This window comes from Sporosarcina sp. AD_1 (assembly GCF_057373025.1).
Map to the genome: position 1 here is coordinate 262,412 of NZ_JBPVIR010000001.1, position 17,684 is coordinate 280,095.

Genomic DNA, 17,684 nt, shown 5'->3' on the forward strand with positions numbered 1-17,684 from the left:
GTAGTCAATTACGCGTGTTTTTCGATCATTTCAGCTAGTTGTTCTTTCGGTTGGAAACCGACAGCTTTATCTACGATTTCGCCATCTTTGAAAAGAACAAGTGTAGGAATGGACATGATGCCGAACTCACCAGCAGTCGCTTGGTTTTCGTCAACGTCCACTTTTACGATTTTAGCTTTGCCATCCAAATCGCCATCAAGTTCTTCAAGAACTGGAGCGATCATTTTGCAAGGCCCACACCAAGTAGCCCAGAAATCGACCAATACGAGTCCTTCTTTAGTTTGATCTTTAAAGTCTGAATCTGTAGCATGTACGATAGCCATTTTGTAATTCCTCCTTTTGAAAAATACAACTCTTCATGAATTATAGCATGCCCCTAGAAAGGGGGCTAAATTTATGCTTGACCATAAAAGTAGGCTCCCGCAGCGATGGGGAGCCGGCCTTCATTAATTCGTTTTAACCTTCTTTATTTCTTCAATCATCATCGGAATGACTTCAAATAGATCGCCTACAATTCCGTAGTCTGCCACTTTGAAAATGTTGGCTTCCGGATCTTTATTAATTGCCACGATCACTTTGGAATTGGACATGCCCGCCATATGCTGGATGGCACCGGAAATGCCTGCCGCGATATATAAATCAGGCGTGACGACTTTTCCTGTCTGGCCAATTTGCAAGGAATAGTCACAGTAATCTGCGTCACACGCCCCGCGGGATGCACCTACAGCGCCTCCAAGCAAGTTCGCTAATTCCTCAAGCGGCTTGAAACCATCTGCGCTTTTCACGCCACGGCCACCTGCAACGACGACTTTCGCTTCAGATAAGTCAACACCTTCCGTGGACTTGCGAACCACATCTTTAATAATAGTACGTAGATTCGTAATGTCGACAGAAACAGAAGTGGCCTCACCAGTGCGGCCTGCGTCTTTCTCTAATGGCGCAATATTATTCGGGCGAATTGTGAAGAACAGAAGATCTTCTTTGTTTTTCACTTTTTCAAATGCTTTGCCGGAATAGATCGGGCGAACGAATAGTGCGTCATCCCCTTCTCCTTCAATAGCCGTCACATCTGAAATCAAACCAGTTCCCAGTTTACTTGCGATTTTAGGGGAAAGATCCTTCCCGTTCGCTGTATGGCCAAAGATAACCGCCTCTGGTTTTTCTTGCTCATATACAGCCATAAATGCTTGGCCGTACCCATCGGATGTGTAATGCTTCAAATGAGGATGTTCTACCGTTACAACACGGTCTGCGCCGTATTGGATCATTTCTTCCGCTAACGATTGTACAGAATCTCCAACGAGCAGCCCGACGACTTCTCCGCCGCCCGAAACTGTTTTTGCCGCTGCGATCGCCTCGAACGATACATTACGCAAAGCTCCTTCGCGTGCTTCGCCCAGTACCAATACTTTTTTAGACATAATGAGTCCCTCCTATTACAATATAAAAATCGATTTATAGCACTTTCGCTTCTTTGTTCAATAGGTCTACTAGTTCCTTCACCTGGTCTGCCAAATCCCCTTCAAGTACACGACCGGCTTCTTTTGCAGGCGGCAGGAAGATCTCGACAGTTTCTGTTTTAGCTTCCACATCGTCTTCATCAATATCCAAATCATCCAATTCCAGTTCCTCAAGCGGTTTTTTCTTCGCTTTCATGATTCCTGGCAATGAAGGATAACGTGGCTCGTTCAACCCTTGTTGCGCTGTCACTAGAAGTGGAAGTGACGTTTCGATCGTTTCGGAATCACCTTCCACGTCGCGGACGATTTTCGCGGATGTGCCGTCGATTTCCAAATTCGTAATCGTTGTTACATAATTAATGCCCAACAACTCTGCAACACGCGGTCCGACCTGGCCAGAGCCTCCGTCAATCGCTACGTTCCCAGCCAAGATCAAATCTGCATCTTTGTCTTTTAAATATTCCGCAACGATTTTTGCGACTGTATATTCATCCATCTCGTCCAAATCGTCTTCGGTATTAATAAGGACTGCTTTGTCTGCACCCATGGCGAGTGCCGTGCGGAGTTGCTTTTCAGCCTCTTCATCACCAATTGTGATGACAGTTACTTCACCGCCGTGCTCGTCACGGAGCTGAATCGCTTCTTCGATTGCATACTCATCATAAGGATTGATGATGAATTCAGCACCGTCGTCAACGATCTTTCCGTTTGCTACCGCGATTTTCTCTTCCGTATCAAAAGTACGTTTCACTAACGCATAAATGTTCATGCTAGTAACCTCCTCTATTAATTCCCTTTAAATTCAGGTTCTCTTTTTTCAATAAACGCTTGTATTCCCTCTTTGGCATCTTCCGAAACAAAGACTTCTCCGAATGAATCCGCTTCTGCCTTTACCCCTTCATGGTAGGATTCGGATTTCGTATATTGAAGCATCCGAAGGGCGGCTCTCATGGCAACCGGGCTCTTCTTCGCTATTTTCTTCGCTAGTTCCATCGTCTTATCATACAGCTCATCTTCTGCATAGGCATGATTCGCCAATCCAAGCCGAACTGCTTCTTCCCCGCTAATCGGTTCACTCGTCAACAGCATTTCAGCTGCCTTCGCCATACCGACATAGCGCGGCAGTCGCTGCGTTCCTGCGAATCCGGGAATTAACCCGAGCTGCAATTCAGGAAGACCAAGCTTCGCCTTTTCTGTAACAAGGCGGATGTGACAGCTCATCGCCAGCTCAAGCCCGCCACCTAGAGCAGCCCCATGAATGGACGCGATGACCGGTTTCGGATACGTTTCAATACGCTCGAACACTTCTTGCCCCTGTGCGGATAAAACCGTGAATTCCTGGCCTGATTCTACCGTTGTGAATTCCTTAATATCTGCACCGGCCGAGAAAAATCTGCCCTCTCCGCGCAATACAACTACCCGAACGGACTGATCATCTTTGATCTGTTCCAGTGCTTCGCCTATTTCTTTAATGACCGTACTCGCCAAAGCATTCGCCGGCGGCCGATCAATTGTCAGAACGGCAACCCCGTCTTCCCTCGAAACCCCAATATACTCCATTCAACACCAATCCCTTCCTACTACAATGTGAAAATTGCATGATCAAACAGATTCATTCGTTGATGATTACGCTTTCATTCCATTCAAGAGCAAACGATGCACTTCGGGAGCAAGTTTCATCAAATCGTATTTTTGATCGTTCATTACCCAGGATGTAATGGTTTCGTCAATTGTGCCGAAAACCATCTGGCGGCCGAGCCGTGTGTCCAGCCGTTCATCAAACTCGCCGTTTTCGATCCCTTCCTTCAAAATGGAATCGAGCAGGCCTAAGTATTCCTTGAGCACTTCATTAATACGGAAACGCAAGTCTTTATTCGACTGTCGTAATTCCAACTGTGTCACAATGGCAAGGTGGCGATCGTCATGAAGAACTTTGAAATGATTTTCAATCATCTTGAACAGTTTTTCTGTTGCTGAGATTTCTTTTTTCAATATTTCTTCAAGCTTATGTACGAAAATCCCCATTTTTTCACGGAATACCGAGATTAAGATATCCTCTTTATTTTTGAAATAAAGATAGATCGTCCCATCGGCGACACCAGCCTCTTTGGCGATTTTCGATACTTGTGCCTGGTGATACCCGTTTTCGGCTATGACGACGACTGCTGCATCTACGATTTGTTTGTATTTTGGTTTATCCCGCTTCATTATCATCACCACCATCATAAAAAGAAAATATGAATGATGATTCATTCATATTTTCATATTAATCGTTTATTCAATTGTCGTCAAGCGTTATACTGATGCTTCCATCTTCATTTCTGATTTTTTCTTTTCTTCATCCACTAAAGCGCGTCGTAAAATCTTGCCGACTGCCGTTTTCGGCAATTCCTTCCGAAACTCGTACTGCCTCGGAACCTTATAAGACGCCAATTGTTGTCTGCAAAATGCGTCCAATTGTTCCTCTGTTGCTTCTTTGCCTTCCTTCAGAACAATATAGGCTTTCACTGTTTCACCACGGTACGGATCAGGCACACCTGCGACTACACACTCCTGAACTGCTTCGTGCTCGTATAGCACTTCCTCGATTTCTCTCGGATAAATATTGAAACCACTGGCGATGATCATATCTTTTTTGCGATCCACCACGTAAAAATAACCTTTAGCATCCATGTAGCCGAGATCGCCCGTCAACAACCAGCCATCACGAAATGTCGCTGCCGTTTCCTCCGGTCGATTCCAATAGCCTTTCATCACTTGCGGGCCTTTTACTGCAATTTCTCCGACTTCACCAACAGGGAGCGGTTCCGAACTATCCGGTCCAAGAATGCAAACATCCGTATCCGGCCAAGGTACGCCGATGGAGCCTTTTATTCGTTCGCCGTCCCACACAAAATTTGCGATGGCGACCGGTGAGGTTTCTGTCAATCCATATCCTTCGACGAGCTTTCCGCCTGTCAACCGTTCAAATTTGTCCTGCACTTCTACCGGCAAAGCGGCGGATCCGCTGATGCAAGCTTTAATGGAAGATAAATCGAAGCTGGCCAGTTTCGGATGGTTCAACAAGCCGATATAAATCGTCGGCGCTCCAGGAAACAAAGTGGGCTTCTGCTTATCGATCGTTTTCAACGCAGTATCAAAATCGAATTTTGGCAGCAGTACCATCTTATTCCCCAGCATAACAGAAAGAATTAAGACTGTCGTCATACCATACACATGGAAGAATGGCAAGATTCCCATGACCGTTTCTTTTCCATCCTCACATTGATAGAGCCATTCACGGCACATCTGTGTATTTGATATTAAATTGGCATGCGTCAGCATAACTCCTTTCGGCGGTCCTGTCGTTCCCCCGGTATATTGGAGCAGCGCAATGTCGGTATCATAATTGAATTCGTACGTGATCGAGTCCGCACTGCCGACTTTCATGATTTCAGTGAAGAGATGGTTCATCCCCCTATGTTCCACTTTCACTGTCAAGCCATGCTCCTTCTTCTGGATGAAAGGATATATCACATTTTTCGGGAAGGGCAAGTAGTCTTTGATGCCGGTAATGATCACGTGCTCAAGTTCTGTTTCTTTGAGTACCTTAGAAATCCGCGGGAACAGAAGATCTAAGGATATAATCGCTTTCGCTCCCGAATCGGCCATTTGATAGGCGATTTCCCGTTCCGTATAGAGCGGATTGGTCTGCACGACAATTCCACCCGTGTACAAAATGCCGTAATAGGCAATCGCACTTTGTGGACAATTGGGCAGCATAATAGCCACTCGATCCCCTTTTTCAATTCCAATTGACCGTAAATAGTTGGCGAATTTAAGCGCCGATTCATGAAATTCTCGATACGTGATATTTCTCCCCATGAAATGCATAGCCGTTTTGTCCGGAAACCTTTGAGCCGAATTCGTCAAAAACTGTTGGATCGGAACTTGATCATACTCAATCGTCTTCGAAATGCCAGCCGGATACAAATCCAGCCAAGGCCGTGCTGTCATCATGAATCCCCCCTTATCAATACTTAGAAAATTCCTTATTTAATCAATTATATCTATAAATGAATCCGCTTTCAAATAGAATATTAGATTTTCTGCTAAATAATACCTTGTTCTAAAGTCTTATTCGATAAGATTTCATGCTTGGCATTCAGTGGCGAGGAAAAAAATGCTGCTTTTCAACATACGATGAAGTGTGAAAGACTTTGTATGGCAAGCGATTAGAGCGAGAAAGTGTGAATTGCTCGTTTACGATCAAAACAACTGCTTGATGGTCAAAGGCATTCAGCGCGACCTGAAGCAGGAGAAGACATAGGAATTACCGCGCTTAGATTAACGGTTGAACCACTCGTTTATTCATTTGAACCACTCGTATAATCAAAAGACCGCTCGTATATTTTCCTGAACCACTCCTATATTCTCTGGACCGCTCGTATCCTCTCCTGAACCACTCGTATATTCCCAGGACCGCTCGTATCCTCTCCCGAACCGCTCGTAAAATTCCAAGCGAAGAATAACCTCAATGATCAAATCAATTGCTTGATGGTCAAAAGATTCAGCGCGACCTGAAGCAGGAGAAGACATAGGAATTCCCGCGCTTAGATTAACGGTTGAACCACTCGTATAATTAAAAGACCGCTCGTATATTTTCCTGAACCACTCCTATATTCTCTGGACCGCTCGTATCCTCTCCCGAACCACTCGTATATTCCCGAGACCGCTCGTATCCTCTCCCGAACCGCTCGTAAAATTCCAAGCGAAGAATAACTTCAATGATCAAATCAATTGCTTGATGGTCAAAGGCATTCAGCGCGACCTGAAGCAGGCGAAGACATGGAATTTCCCACGCTTAGATTAATCGGTTGAATCGCTAGTATTTATTCGAACCGCACGCAAGTTTTTACCCGCTTCGTTCTATCGAAAAAATCCCCTCGAACGTCACATACTCCCTGTCACGCACAACCACAAAAAAATGCAGGCAAACTCAAGTCATGCATGAGTTTGCCTGCTGGTTAAGCTCTATCTGTGATAGATCAAGGTGTATGTTTCATCATCCAGTAAACGCCGATTAGGATAAATAGGACGCAGACGACGAGTAATATTTTTGATAGTTTTTCCACATTCAACGACTCCTATGAAATACTCGCACCGATGACGAACGAGAGACCTACGGAAATGGTTAATGAAATAAATCCGACGGACCGGTTGTCCTCTTCGATTTCCTTATCAATATTGAATTTAGGCGTAAGGAACTCGAAAAGGAAGTACGCAAAAATCAGCAAGACGAATCCGTACAAACCCCAGCCGATCATTTGCGGCAGTGTATTGTGCTGCTCTATGGAATAGCGGAATATGTTGGCGACACCAAATATTTTCCCGCCGGTTGCCATGGCGACAGCCATATTGCCCTTTCTGATTTCTTCCCAGTTCCTGTATTTCGTTACTAGCTCGAATAACGCCATGGAAACGATGAGGCAAAGCACTACTACGCTGAAGTAGCCTGCTGTTTCAACTAAAGGATGACTCCAAAATCCTGTTTTCGACATCAATATGGCTCCTTTATTGTTTCAATCATCCCATCCTATACGGACAAGAGAGAGAAAGGTTTCAAAAATGCAGCGAAATAGTACTTATTTCAACTGAACGACCGTCACCCCGTGACCTCCCTCACCTGCTTCGCCAAATCGATAGCTCTTTACGCGTGGGTGATTTTTCAGGTAGGTTTGGATTCCTTGACGCAATGCGCCGGTTCCTTTCCCGTGGATGATCGATACTTGATGGTAATTTGACAGCAATGCGTCATCCAAATACTTTTCAGTCCGATGGATGGCATCTTCATAGCGCTCCCCGCGCAAGTCCAGTTCGAGTTTCACGTAGGAATCTCTTCCTTTTACGGAAGCGGATACGACCGGTTCCTTCTCTTTCTCCGGTTTGCTGTACTCCAGGACGGATTGGTCCAGACGCATTTTTAGTATGCCGATTTGCACAACCCATTCCTTGTCGGATACTTTTTCAACAAGCGTTCCTTTTTGCCCATACGTGACTACTTTCACTTCGTCGCCAGGCTGCAATGGACGCGGTGCCGCTTTCGCTTTCACTTTCTTCTTTTCCTCAGCAGGCATGGCGCCTTCCAGCCGTTTACGCGCTTCGATCAGTTCATGTTCCTTAACGCTTGCTCCGGCATTCAAACGGAGAGCACGCAATTCTGAGATGACTGATTCGGATTCTGACCGAGCCTCTTCTACGATCTTTTTCGCTTTTTCTTTCGCTTGTTCAACTAGCCGGTCTTTCAGTTGATCGTATTCGGCAAGCTTGCTTTCGAGTTCCCGCTTCAACTGTTCCGTTTCCAACAATAGCTCATGCGTCCGCTCGGCATCTTTCTCCGACTGAACCCTGCTGGATTCGAGAGAAGCGATCATCGAGTCCACTTCGCCGCGATCTGTGCCCGTAAATCCTTTGGCACGCTTGATGATATGTTCACCAAGACCGAGCCGTTTTGATATTTCAAACGCATTGCTTCGTCCCGGTACGCCGATAAGCAATCGGTAGGTCGGGCTTAGCGTATCGATGTCGAATTCCACACTTGCGTTCGCGACGCCCGGCCGATTGTAGCCGTATGCTTTAAGTTCCGGATAATGTGTTGTTGCCATGACTCTCGCGCCGGTCCCATGGACTTCATCCAGTATGGAAATGGCGAGGGCCGCTCCCTCTTGCGGATCGGTCCCTGATCCTAACTCATCAAAGATCAGCAATGATTGCGAATCAAATTTTTTCAGGATATCAACGATGTTCACCATATGAGAAGAGAAGGTACTTAAGCTCTGTTCAATGGACTGCTCGTCTCCGATATCAGCGTAGACCGAATTAAACACTGCGATTTCAGAACCGTCCAATACAGGAATCGGCAAGCCAGCTTGTGCCATCAAGGTGCAGAGCCCGACCGTTTTCAGTGTCACGGTCTTTCCGCCTGTATTCGGTCCAGTAATGACGATTGTCGTAATATCCTTCCCAAATTCAATTGTGTTGGCCACTGCTTCATCCGCGGGAATCAATGGATGGCGTGCTTTGGCGAGTCGAATATAGCCTTCCTGGTTAACAGCAGGCTTCGTGCATTTATTAGCCGTTCCGTACTTCGCTTTAGCCAAAATGACGTCTATTTCTGCCAGCACATCGACGAGAACGAACAGCTCATGGGCAATTTCTTGCACTTTTGCAGACAAGGCTATTAAGATTTTTTCAATCTCATCCTGTTCCTTTGATTTCAACGTACGAATTTCATTGTTCGCCTGTACGACGGCATCCGGTTCGATGAATAGCGTCTGGCCAGAAGAGGACATGTCATGGACGACTCCTCCAAAATGGGATCGGTATTCCGATTTTACCGGAATGACATACCGATCGTTTCGTATCGTGACGATCGAATCGGAAAGCATTTTGGCGGCATTGCGCCCCCTTGTGTAGCTCTCCAGTTTTTCACGCACCCGGCCTTCTTGGATGCGCAGGCTTTGCCGGATGGACCGCAGTGTACTGGACGCACTATCGAGAACATGCCCGTTGTCATCAATGGCATGATTAATTTCATGCTCAAGACCCGTAAGGATTGGCAATGATTCCTTCTTTGCCATGAAGTGCGGGATTAAAATATCCTCATCTTCATCAACCGATTCAATAAACTGGCGCAGGATCCGACTGGCCCGTATCGTATTGGCGATTTCCATTAGTTCATAGGCACTGAGCATACCGCCGATTTGTGCGCGTTTTGCATGGGGTTTCACATCACTGATCCCGCCCATCGGCACATTGCCACGCACACGTAATATAGCCAGCCCCTCATCTGTCTCTTCAAGTAACTGGACAACCCGGTCATAATCGCTGACCGGCACAAGCTTCTCTATATGTGTCCGACCCGCCGTGGACGTGCAATGCCCTGCCACGAGCGCTCTGACTTTATCAAATTCAAGTGTTTTCAAGACACGTTTCTCCAATGTCTTTACACTTCCTTTCACTTCCGTATGATGTCACGGATGAATTGTTCAAGCGGCCATGTATTGACGACCGTCTCTTTTTTCAACCATGCTTTCTGTGCGTATCGAACGCCTATGTCCATGTATCGTAACTGATCTGTCGCATGGGCATCCGTATTGATCGCTATTTTCACTCCTACCTCCTGGGCCATTGCCAAATAATCAACAGCCAGATCAAAACGATGCGGATTGGCATTGAGCTCCAAGATTTTACCATATTGCTTGGCCCATTCAATCAGTTGAGGCACATCCACATCATAGCCTTCTCGTTGCCCGATAATTCTTCCGGTCGGGTGGGCAATCATATCGACATGAGGATTGGAAATGGCGGAATGCAGCCTCTCCATAATCTGCTCCCTGCTTTGATTGAAGTTGGAATGGATCGAGGCGATGACGAAATCAAGCTCCTCCAGCAGATCATCTTCAAAATCCAGACGCCCGTCAGGCAAAATATCCATTTCTGTCCCAGTGAAAATTTCAATGTCCTCGTATTCCTCATTCAGTTCACGGATTTCGGCTATTTGTGCCCTCAGCCGTTCCGGCGTCAAACCGTTCGCCACTTTTAAGTATTGCGTATGGTCAGTAATGACGATATGTGAATAGCCTTTCTTGCGGCATGCTTCGACCATTTCACGGATCGAATAGCCTCCATCCGACCAGGTCGTATGCATATGGAAATCCCCTCGGATGTCTGCAAGTGAAATGAGGCCGTCCAATTCGCTAGCCTTATCGATTTCCTTGCCGTCCTTTCGGAGCGATGGCGGAATGAACGGCAAACCGAAATGAGCAAAGAAATCCTTTTCGGAATCGAACGTGAGTACACTCCCGTCCTCTAGCTCAACGCCGTATTCACTAATTTTCATTCCACTGGATTTGGCGATTTGCCTCATTCGCACATTATGATCTTTCGAACCGGTGAAATGATGGATCGCAGTGGCGAACTGCTCGTCTGTCACAAAGCGGAAATCCGCATCGACGAGATCTGTTATGTCTAGCGTTACCGATAACTTTGCATCACCGGCAGCAATCACCTCTTCGACCGGCAGCGCTGCGAGGATAGCTTCTCTTACTCTGGAAGGCTTGTCCGTCACGATAATAAAATCAACATCACTGCTCTCCTCTTCCACGCGGCGGAAACTGCCCGCTACCGAGAAGCGTTTAATGTCTTCAATTCGGCGCAATTCCTCCTCGATGGAGAAGACAATCTGCTCAATTTGCCAAACGGGGAGTTTGCCTTTCCGCGTTCCCAATTGCTCAATTTCATGCAAAATCTTTTCTTCCGTCTTTTTGCCAAAGCCGGGCAATTTACTTACTTCATTCGTTTCACAGGCCGCACGCAACGATTCCACGGAATCAATTCCGAGTGCCTCTCTTAATTTCGCAATCCGTTTTCCACCGAGTCCGGGGATGCGCAATAAAGGAATCAATCCTTTTGGCACTTCTTCCTCCAATTCCTTCAGCAGATCAGATTCTCCTTTTTCCAGCAAATCAACGATGACAGCACCTGTCCCTTTGCCAATCCCTTTCAAAGTTAAAATATCATCCATTTCGGATAAACTTCGCGGGTCCAATTCCACCACATTGGCCGCTTTGCGGAATGCACCCACCTTAAAAGGATTTTCCCCAAGCAATTCCATATATAAAGCAATCTTTTCAAACGTCCGGATGATTGTCTTTTTATTCAACAAAATCAGCCTCCTCCATATGTCCCTTCAAAAAAAGCTTCCCTCACGTTGGGGGAAGCCGTCAACTTTTATAAATATACCACCATTTTTTCACAGTCTCTGAAATGATCGGAGTATGTTCAAACATCGCATTGGCTAAAATAGAGTTATCAATGATTCCCTGCACGAAGTCTATCGGAATCATAGCAAATACATAGAGCACGAAAAATATCAAAATGTAAAACTCTACAAACCCTAGGGCTGCTCCCCCAAAACGTGCAAGAAAGCCTAGCACAGGCAAGAACTTCAGGAAATCGAACATCGATGCAATCAGCTGCAACACGAATTTCACAGCAAGGAAAATGAGGACAAAGGCAAGCAGCCGGTAAAAAGTTTCATCTAAATCGATCTGCTCGACAGCCCAGCTCAGCTTCAAATTTGCGGTAACGCCTGGATATGGAACCCATAAGACAAATTTTTCAGCCAGCGGTTTGTAGTATATGTAAGCGACAATTAGCGCAATAATGAAGCCTGTCATATGAATGGCTTGCACGACCAAGCCACGTCTGAATCCGGTGATCAATCCTCCGAGCAGGAGGAACACAATAATTAAATCAAGCATAAACGTCCGTCAACCCTTCAACTTATTCAATTCTTCTTCCAACCGTTCGATCTTCTCTTTCAACAGCAAATAATCATGCACGCTGTTTACTGCAGTTAGAACCGCAATTTTGGCGCTATCCAAATAAGGGTTCCGGGCACTGATTTCACGCATTTTATCGTCGACCATGGAGGCAACGAGACGGACATGGCTGCTAGATTCATCGCCGACTATCGTATACGTCTGCCCAAAAATATCGACCGAAACGCGCGTCTTCTGCTCGTCTTCCAATAATCCGACCTCCCGATTCCGATTCAACAGGCGCTGCGGCCATTGATGATCAAATAATATGAAACAGTCCACCAAACCGAACAGAGGAAATGGACAAGTACGGTACAGCACTCTGTACCCCATCATAACATGAAACCATTTTGGTTGTGAATAAAGGATGTGCCCATCCATACGTTCTTCTCTAGCAATAGTTATTCCACCTTGTAGTATTGTACAATATGTCAGTAGATGGGGAAAGGAAGTTGCAAATGAGCCAACAAGTGATCGTTTTAGGAAAAGAAGAAATGAACCGTTTGATGAAGCATTATGAAAACAATAAAATACATCGAAACGCACCGGGGGTAGTTTTCGCCGCAAAGCTAAACGATACTGCCATTACTGTTTATAAGTCTGGAAAAGTGCTCTTTCAAGGGGCCGGCTCAACCCGTGAAGCGGCGGGATGGTCTGGAGCCGGTTTACCCGTTAAAGCTGCAAGTGTAAAACCGAAAACGCAAGGAGATACGATGCCTTCCAATCTGGCCAATCTTTCCATAGTCGGCTCAGATGAAACTGGAACCGGTGATTTCTTCGGCCCTATTACGGTTTGTGCGTGCTTTGTCAGGAAAGAGCAAATTGAACTCGTGAAGGAACTAGGCGTAAAGGATTCCAAGCAATTGACGGACGATTGGATGAGGCAGATTGCACCGGATCTGAAAGCAACGCTCCTCCATTCCGTCTTGACCTTGAAAAATGACAAGTATAACGAAGTACAGGAAAAAGGATGGTCGCAAGGCAAAATCAAAGCTATGCTTCATAATCAGGCACTGAAACATGTCCTTCGGAAAATGGGAGACGAAAAACCGGAATACATCCTAATTGACCAATTCGCAGAGCGCGGCATCTATTACAACCATCTGAAGGCGGCTCCTGAAATCGTCCAGGAGAATGTACTATTCTCGACGAAAGCAGAAGGGCTCCACGTAGCCGTCGCCGCTGCCTCCATCATCGCCCGTGTTGCCTTTTTAGAAGAAATGGACCGGCTCAGCACTCTGACCGGCGTTCAATTGCCCAAAGGCGCGGGCCCGAAAGTCGATGAAGCCGCTGCCAAAATCCTGTTGTCAAAAGGCGAAAGTACACTGAAATCATTATCCAAGTGGCATTTTGCCAATCGTGAAAAGGCCATGAAAATCGCTGCTCGTAAAAAGAAGTAACAATTCCCAGTCCATTACGTACGAATGGATGAGGTGAATACGAATGAGAGCCATAGTGATGATCCTGTTATCAGCACTGCTGCTGACTGCGTGCCAAAGCAAAAATACAGAAGAAGCTCCACCACAGTTGCAAGACAATCCACAAGAAGACGAAGTGCGAGAAGGAGATTTCATTTTCCGCCTTGTTTCAGAAAAGACGAAGTACGATGAATATGAAAAACCGGTGATTTATGCAGAATTGACTTATGTAGGCGAGAAAGAAGAAATTCAGATCTCCCATGCTGCCTCACCGTTCTCCTTTCCGATTCATGAGAAGACCCGGGGTTATACAATTGATTATGCAATGAATTCTCCTTTGCTTATCACCGACTTGAATCGTGGAGAACCGTATCGTGAATATTACGGTTTTGCCGGAGGATATAGCGACAAAGACGCTGAGGATTATGCGGCATTTGTCCAGTCCATCAGCGACCATGGAGGTTTCCCAAGAGGAAAGTATTCGATGGAGGGCCTAGCCGCATTCTCCATCGTCGATGACTCTGAAAAAGCGGAGAAAAAAATGAAGATGAAATTGCAAATCGGCTTTGATGTGGAATAACCAAAAAACGGCCGCCCAGGAATCCTTTCCACGGGCGGCCATTCTTTTATCCGCGGAGTTGAGCGTCCGCTTCTGTAGTTAATGCAGTTAGTACTTTATCATGCGCTTTCACGACTTCCTCGTCTGTCAACGTCCGTTCTGGATCGAAGTATGTTAAAGAGAACGCAATCGATTTTTTGCCTTCCTCGACATTTGTACCTTCATAAAGATCGAACAATTTGACGCCTTTCAGAAGCTTGCCGCCAGCATCTCTGATAATATGCTCCAATTTTCCGGCAGTCGTCTCTTTTGAAACGACGAGTGCGATGTCTCTCGTCATAGAAGGGAAACGCGGAACCGGCTTATAGACAAGCTCAGCTGTTTCCGCCTTCAATACGTCGGCCAGGTTCATTTCCATCACATATGTTTCTTTCAAGTCCCGCTTTTTCATTTCTGCAGGGTGCAATTGGCCAATCAATCCGACACGTTTTCCATCGAGAAGGATATCCGCGGTACGACCTGGATGCATGCCGGCAATTGCCGCCTTTTCAAACGTGAGACGATCGGAGAAACCTAGACGGTTCATTAAGCCTTCGACAATTCCTTTTAAGACGAAGAAATCAACGTTCTTCGACTCGCCTTGCCATGCATGATCCACCCATTGACCTGTCAAGGCAACAGCCAAATGTTCAACCTCTTTTGGCAATCCGTCTTCTTCCATTCCTAGGAATACCGATCCTGTTTCGTATAGTGCGACGGAGTCCATTCGACGAGCCACATTGTACGTCAGCGCCTCCAGCAAATGAGGAATTAGGCTTTGGCGCAATGTGCTCCGCTCTTCACTCATCGGCATTAATAAATTAGTTGTTTCAGCCGTTTCAAGTGCGAATGCCTGTGATTGCTCTTTGGATGTCAATGAATACGTAATCGCCTGGAAGAGACCTGCTCCTTCTAGGAAATTGCGCACGACACGCCGTTTTGCCTGGTAGGACGTTAAACCTCCTGGCACTGACTCTGTCACCGGCAGCGTCTTTGGAATTTCATCATAGCCGTGCATGCGCGCGATTTCCTCGATGATGTCTTCTTTAATCTTCAAATCTTGTCTGCGAGTCGGTGCATCAATGACCAGCTGGCCATTGACAGCTTCCGTCGGGATTTGGAGACGTTTCAAAATGGTTATCATTTCATCCATTGATATTTTCATGCCTAAACGGCTGTTAATGTAATCAGGTGAGACGACAATGCGTTCAGGCGTCTTCTCGAGTTCGTCAAAGATGACTGAACCCGCCAACACTTCTCCGCCAGCCAATTCTGCGATCAACTGGGCAGCACGTTCAGCAGCTTCCTGAACACGGTTCGGATCGACTCCTTTTTCAAAACGCGCACTCGCATCACTTCTCAAGCCAACTTCCTTGGACGTTTGTCGGACGGAAGCAGGTGCGAAGTAAGCCGATTCAATAACGACCGTTGTCGTGCCATCATGCACTTCGGAATTCGCACCGCCCATGACGCCAGCGAGCGCAACCGGTTCTTTTCCATTTGTGATGACTAGATTATGAGATCGCAATGTCCGTTCGGCATCATCAAGTGTGACAATCTTCTCGCCTTCTGCTGCATGTCGAACGACAATTTCTCCTGTTCCAAGACGATCATAATCGAAAGCGTGCAATGGTTGGCCGTACTCCATCAAGACGAAGTTCGTAATATCGACGACGTTATTATACGGGCGCACGCCAGCTGCCATCAAATAGTTTTGAAGCCATAATGGCGATTCCGCAACAGTTACGTTTTTGACCACTTTTGCTACATACATTGGATTGTCCTGTGTCGCTTCCACACGAAGCTTTAAGAAATCCTCTGCCTTTTCCGATGCTTGATCGTAATTGATTTCCGGCAACGCAATTCCTTGAGAAAGAATGGCACCCACTTCGTAAGCGACGCCAAGCATGCTGAGAGCGTCTGAACGGTTTGGCGTTAAATCGAATTCAAGAACCGTATCATCTAAACCTAAAAGCGGTAAAGCGTCTTCTCCGGGTAAAGCTTCTTTAGGCAATACATAGATTCCTTCAGCATACGCCTTCGGAACAAGCTTTCCTTCAATTCCGAGCTCTTGAAGGGAGCAGATCATGCCGTTTGATTCTTCACCGCGCAGTTTCGCTTTTTTGATTTTGACTCCGCCTGGAAGAACAGCACCTGGACGAGCGACAATCACTTTCTGGCCTTGTGCCACATTCGGTGCGCCGCAAATGATTTGAGTCGTTTCTTCTCCAACATCCACTTGGCAAATGTTCAATTTATCAGCTTCCGGGTGTTTGACACACTCCTTTACATGACCGACAACAACATTTGTCATTCCTTGACTGCGATCGATAATGGAGTCCACTTCAATACCTGCGCGCGTGATCCGTTCTGCGAGATCAGCAGGGGCAATTCCATTGATATTTACATATTTACTGAGCCATTTTGTAGATACTAACATTTTAGTTCTCCTCCTTACGCTTCCGTCCGGTTGAATTGCGAGATGAATCGGATATCATTTGTATAGAAATGACGAATATCTTCCACGCCATATTTCAACATGGCAATCCGCTCAGGTCCCATGCCAAATGCAAATCCTGTCACCACGGACGGATCGTAGCCCGCCATTTTCAATACATTCGGATGCACCATGCCGGCTCCGAGAATTTCAATCCAGCCCGTCTTTTTACAAACATTGCAACCCGCTCCACCGCATTTGAAGCATGAAATATCCATTTCGACCGAAGGCTCGGTGAACGGGAAGAAACTTGGACGAAGACGGATTTCACGGTCTGCTCCAAACATCTTCTTAGCGAACAAATCCAACGTACCTTTCAGGTCACTCATGCGAATATTTTCACCGACAACGAGTCCCTCGATTTGTGTAAACTGATGGGAGTGGGTCGCGTCATCGTTATCACGGCGGTACACTTTTCCGGGACAGATAATTTTAATCGCTTCCCCTTTTTTGGCTTCCATCGTTCTTGCTTGAACGGGAGAAGTATGGGTACGAAGTAAAATGTCTTCTGAAATATAGAACGAATCCTGCATGTCACGGGCCGGATGCCCTTTTGGCAAATTAAGCGCTTCAAAGTTATAGTAATCCTTTTCCACTTCCGGTCCTTCCGCGATTTCATAACCCATGCTAATAAAGAAGTCTTCAATCTCCTCCACGACACGAGTCAACGGATGATGATTGCCTGCAGGCGCAGGACGTCCTGGCAGTGTCACATCGATTGATTCATTCTCTAACTGAGCTTGGATCGCCGCTTCCTCAAGTACAGCCATGCGGGACTCCAATGCCTCGGTAACTGTTTCACGGACGACATTCACAAGCGCCCCCATTTTTGGACGTTCTTCAGCAGAAAGTTTTCCCATTCCTTTCAATAGCTCGGTGATAGGACCCTTCTTACCGAGATAGGCAACGCGGACGTCGTTTAATTCCTTAACCCCCTGCGCATCCTGAATCTTTTTCAATGCTTCTTCTTTCAATTGCTGCAATTGCTGTTCCATCGTCATTCTCCTTTCAAAATAAAAAATCCCCGCCCCCAAAAAAGGGACGAGGACGAGATCGCGGTACCACCCTGATTATTATGCAAACTTGCATAATCACTTCATTGGAATAACGGTCCTACACCGGCACGCCTTTACAAAATACTGGTCCTGGCGGCAGCTAACGGGGTGAACTTCAATCACTGCGCATCGATCTGTACTTCCAGTCAAGGTACAGACTTCCTGACGACCGCATGTCATCTACTCTTCCCGCTCATCGCTTTTTCACATAATAGAAAGTGGCGATTGAATGAATTCATACATTCCCATCGCATTTGTTGTCAGCCTGTCGCCTCTGAGCGAGCCGCCTTAA

General features: G+C 46.3%; 17 protein-coding genes and 1 other annotated feature. Of the genes, 2 read left to right on the forward strand and 15 right to left on the reverse strand.

The window, feature by feature from the left end; genetic code table 11:
- Nucleotides 1-8 precede the first annotated feature (8 nt).
- From trxA to zapA, 13 genes are all read right to left on the reverse strand, one after another.
- The gene (gene trxA / locus ACSW3C_RS01345; protein ID WP_238082435.1) at nucleotides 9-323 is read right to left on the reverse strand and encodes a thioredoxin; all 315 of its coding nucleotides are present in this window, start codon (nucleotides 321-323) and stop codon (nucleotides 9-11) included.
- A gap of 123 nt (nucleotides 324-446) precedes the next feature.
- Nucleotides 447-1,421: an electron transfer flavoprotein subunit alpha/FixB family protein gene (locus tag ACSW3C_RS01350; protein WP_486560464.1), complete on the reverse strand. Its 975-nt coding sequence runs from the start codon at nucleotides 1,419-1,421 to the stop codon at nucleotides 447-449.
- 34 nt (nucleotides 1,422-1,455) lie between these two features.
- Nucleotides 1,456-2,229: an electron transfer flavoprotein subunit beta/FixA family protein gene (locus ACSW3C_RS01355; RefSeq protein WP_486560465.1), complete on the reverse strand. Its 774-nt coding sequence runs from the start codon at nucleotides 2,227-2,229 to the stop codon at nucleotides 1,456-1,458.
- 17 nt (nucleotides 2,230-2,246) lie between these two features.
- Entirely contained in the window at nucleotides 2,247-3,020 is a 774-nt protein-coding gene (locus ACSW3C_RS01360; protein ID WP_486560467.1) for an enoyl-CoA hydratase, read from the reverse strand.
- Nucleotides 3,021-3,086: 66 nt separating this feature from the next.
- On the reverse strand, nucleotides 3,087-3,668 hold the full coding sequence (gene fadR, locus ACSW3C_RS01365) for a fatty acid metabolism transcriptional regulator FadR (RefSeq protein WP_238082443.1): 582 nt from the start codon (nucleotides 3,666-3,668) through the stop codon (nucleotides 3,087-3,089).
- A gap of 87 nt (nucleotides 3,669-3,755) precedes the next feature.
- Nucleotides 3,756-5,456 (reverse strand): long-chain-fatty-acid--CoA ligase, encoded by a 1,701-nt coding sequence (locus tag ACSW3C_RS01370; RefSeq protein ID WP_486560468.1) that lies wholly within the window; start codon nucleotides 5,454-5,456, stop codon nucleotides 3,756-3,758.
- Between the two features lie 375 nt (nucleotides 5,457-5,831).
- Nucleotides 5,832-6,038: a hypothetical protein gene (locus ACSW3C_RS01375; RefSeq protein ID WP_486560470.1), complete on the reverse strand. Its 207-nt coding sequence runs from the start codon at nucleotides 6,036-6,038 to the stop codon at nucleotides 5,832-5,834.
- A 43-nt stretch (nucleotides 6,039-6,081) separates the two neighbouring features.
- Nucleotides 6,082-6,234, reverse strand: coding sequence for a hypothetical protein (locus ACSW3C_RS01380; protein ID WP_486560472.1), 153 nt, complete (start codon nucleotides 6,232-6,234; stop codon nucleotides 6,082-6,084).
- Nucleotides 6,235-6,586: 352 nt separating this feature from the next.
- Complete coding sequence (locus ACSW3C_RS01385; RefSeq protein ID WP_238082449.1) at nucleotides 6,587-7,000, reverse strand: DUF350 domain-containing protein; 414 nt, start codon at nucleotides 6,998-7,000, stop codon at nucleotides 6,587-6,589.
- Nucleotides 7,001-7,084: 84 nt separating this feature from the next.
- Nucleotides 7,085-9,439, reverse strand: a complete 2,355-nt coding sequence (locus ACSW3C_RS01390; protein WP_486560473.1) for an endonuclease MutS2 — start codon at nucleotides 9,437-9,439, stop codon at nucleotides 7,085-7,087.
- 17 nt (nucleotides 9,440-9,456) lie between these two features.
- Nucleotides 9,457-11,163, reverse strand: a complete 1,707-nt coding sequence (gene polX / locus ACSW3C_RS01395) for a DNA polymerase/3'-5' exonuclease PolX (protein WP_486560474.1) — start codon at nucleotides 11,161-11,163, stop codon at nucleotides 9,457-9,459.
- Nucleotides 11,164-11,224: 61 nt separating this feature from the next.
- Nucleotides 11,225-11,764 (reverse strand): CvpA family protein, encoded by a 540-nt coding sequence (locus tag ACSW3C_RS01400; RefSeq protein WP_486560475.1) that lies wholly within the window; start codon nucleotides 11,762-11,764, stop codon nucleotides 11,225-11,227.
- 9 nt (nucleotides 11,765-11,773) lie between these two features.
- Nucleotides 11,774-12,034, reverse strand: a complete 261-nt coding sequence (gene zapA / locus ACSW3C_RS01405; RefSeq protein WP_248509233.1) for a cell division protein ZapA — start codon at nucleotides 12,032-12,034, stop codon at nucleotides 11,774-11,776.
- 248 nt (nucleotides 12,035-12,282) lie between these two features.
- Between zapA and rnhC the strand changes: the two genes are divergently transcribed.
- Both rnhC and ACSW3C_RS01415 read left to right on the forward strand, forming a co-directional pair.
- Nucleotides 12,283-13,224, forward strand: a complete 942-nt coding sequence (gene rnhC, locus ACSW3C_RS01410; protein ID WP_486560476.1) for a ribonuclease HIII — start codon at nucleotides 12,283-12,285, stop codon at nucleotides 13,222-13,224.
- Nucleotides 13,225-13,267: 43 nt separating this feature from the next.
- A complete protein-coding gene (locus tag ACSW3C_RS01415; RefSeq protein WP_486560478.1) occupies nucleotides 13,268-13,822 on the forward strand; it encodes a hypothetical protein in 555 nt (184 codons plus the stop codon).
- A 46-nt stretch (nucleotides 13,823-13,868) separates the two neighbouring features.
- Here the strand turns inward: ACSW3C_RS01415 and pheT are convergent, their stop codons facing one another.
- Both pheT and pheS read right to left on the reverse strand, forming a co-directional pair.
- Nucleotides 13,869-16,280: a phenylalanine--tRNA ligase subunit beta gene (gene pheT, locus ACSW3C_RS01420; RefSeq protein ID WP_486560480.1), complete on the reverse strand. Its 2,412-nt coding sequence runs from the start codon at nucleotides 16,278-16,280 to the stop codon at nucleotides 13,869-13,871.
- A gap of 14 nt (nucleotides 16,281-16,294) precedes the next feature.
- On the reverse strand, nucleotides 16,295-17,332 hold the full coding sequence (gene pheS, locus ACSW3C_RS01425) for a phenylalanine--tRNA ligase subunit alpha (protein ID WP_486560481.1): 1,038 nt from the start codon (nucleotides 17,330-17,332) through the stop codon (nucleotides 16,295-16,297).
- Between the two features lie 39 nt (nucleotides 17,333-17,371).
- Nucleotides 17,372-17,598 (reverse strand) — a binding site (T-box leader).
- Nucleotides 17,599-17,684: the final 86 nt, after the last annotated feature.

What these genes read in the sequence shown, in the direction of transcription:
- pheT (WP_486560480.1), bottom strand. Translation starts at nt 16,280, where the DNA reads ATGTTAGTATCTACAAAATGGCTCAGTAAATATGTAAATATCAATGGA.
- ACSW3C_RS01350 (WP_486560464.1), bottom strand. Translation starts at nt 1,421, where the DNA reads ATGTCTAAAAAAGTATTGGTACTGGGCGAAGCACGCGAAGGAGCTTTG.
- ACSW3C_RS01400 (WP_486560475.1), bottom strand. Translation starts at nt 11,764, where the DNA reads ATGCTTGATTTAATTATTGTGTTCCTCCTGCTCGGAGGATTGATCACC.
- ACSW3C_RS01355 (WP_486560465.1), bottom strand. Translation starts at nt 2,229, where the DNA reads ATGAACATTTATGCGTTAGTGAAACGTACTTTTGATACGGAAGAGAAA.
- ACSW3C_RS01360 (WP_486560467.1), bottom strand. Translation starts at nt 3,020, where the DNA reads ATGGAGTATATTGGGGTTTCGAGGGAAGACGGGGTTGCCGTTCTGACA.
- fadR (WP_238082443.1), bottom strand. Translation starts at nt 3,668, where the DNA reads ATGAAGCGGGATAAACCAAAATACAAACAAATCGTAGATGCAGCAGTC.
- ACSW3C_RS01385 (WP_238082449.1), bottom strand. Translation starts at nt 7,000, where the DNA reads ATGTCGAAAACAGGATTTTGGAGTCATCCTTTAGTTGAAACAGCAGGC.
- ACSW3C_RS01370 (WP_486560468.1), bottom strand. Translation starts at nt 5,456, where the DNA reads ATGACAGCACGGCCTTGGCTGGATTTGTATCCGGCTGGCATTTCGAAG.
- ACSW3C_RS01375 (WP_486560470.1), bottom strand. Translation starts at nt 6,038, where the DNA reads ATGTCTTCTCCTGCTTCAGGTCGCGCTGAATCTTTTGACCATCAAGCA.
- rnhC (WP_486560476.1), top strand. Translation starts at nt 12,283, where the DNA reads ATGAGCCAACAAGTGATCGTTTTAGGAAAAGAAGAAATGAACCGTTTG.
- ACSW3C_RS01415 (WP_486560478.1), top strand. Translation starts at nt 13,268, where the DNA reads ATGAGAGCCATAGTGATGATCCTGTTATCAGCACTGCTGCTGACTGCG.
- trxA (WP_238082435.1), bottom strand. Translation starts at nt 323, where the DNA reads ATGGCTATCGTACATGCTACAGATTCAGACTTTAAAGATCAAACTAAA.
- pheS (WP_486560481.1), bottom strand. Translation starts at nt 17,332, where the DNA reads ATGGAACAGCAATTGCAGCAATTGAAAGAAGAAGCATTGAAAAAGATT.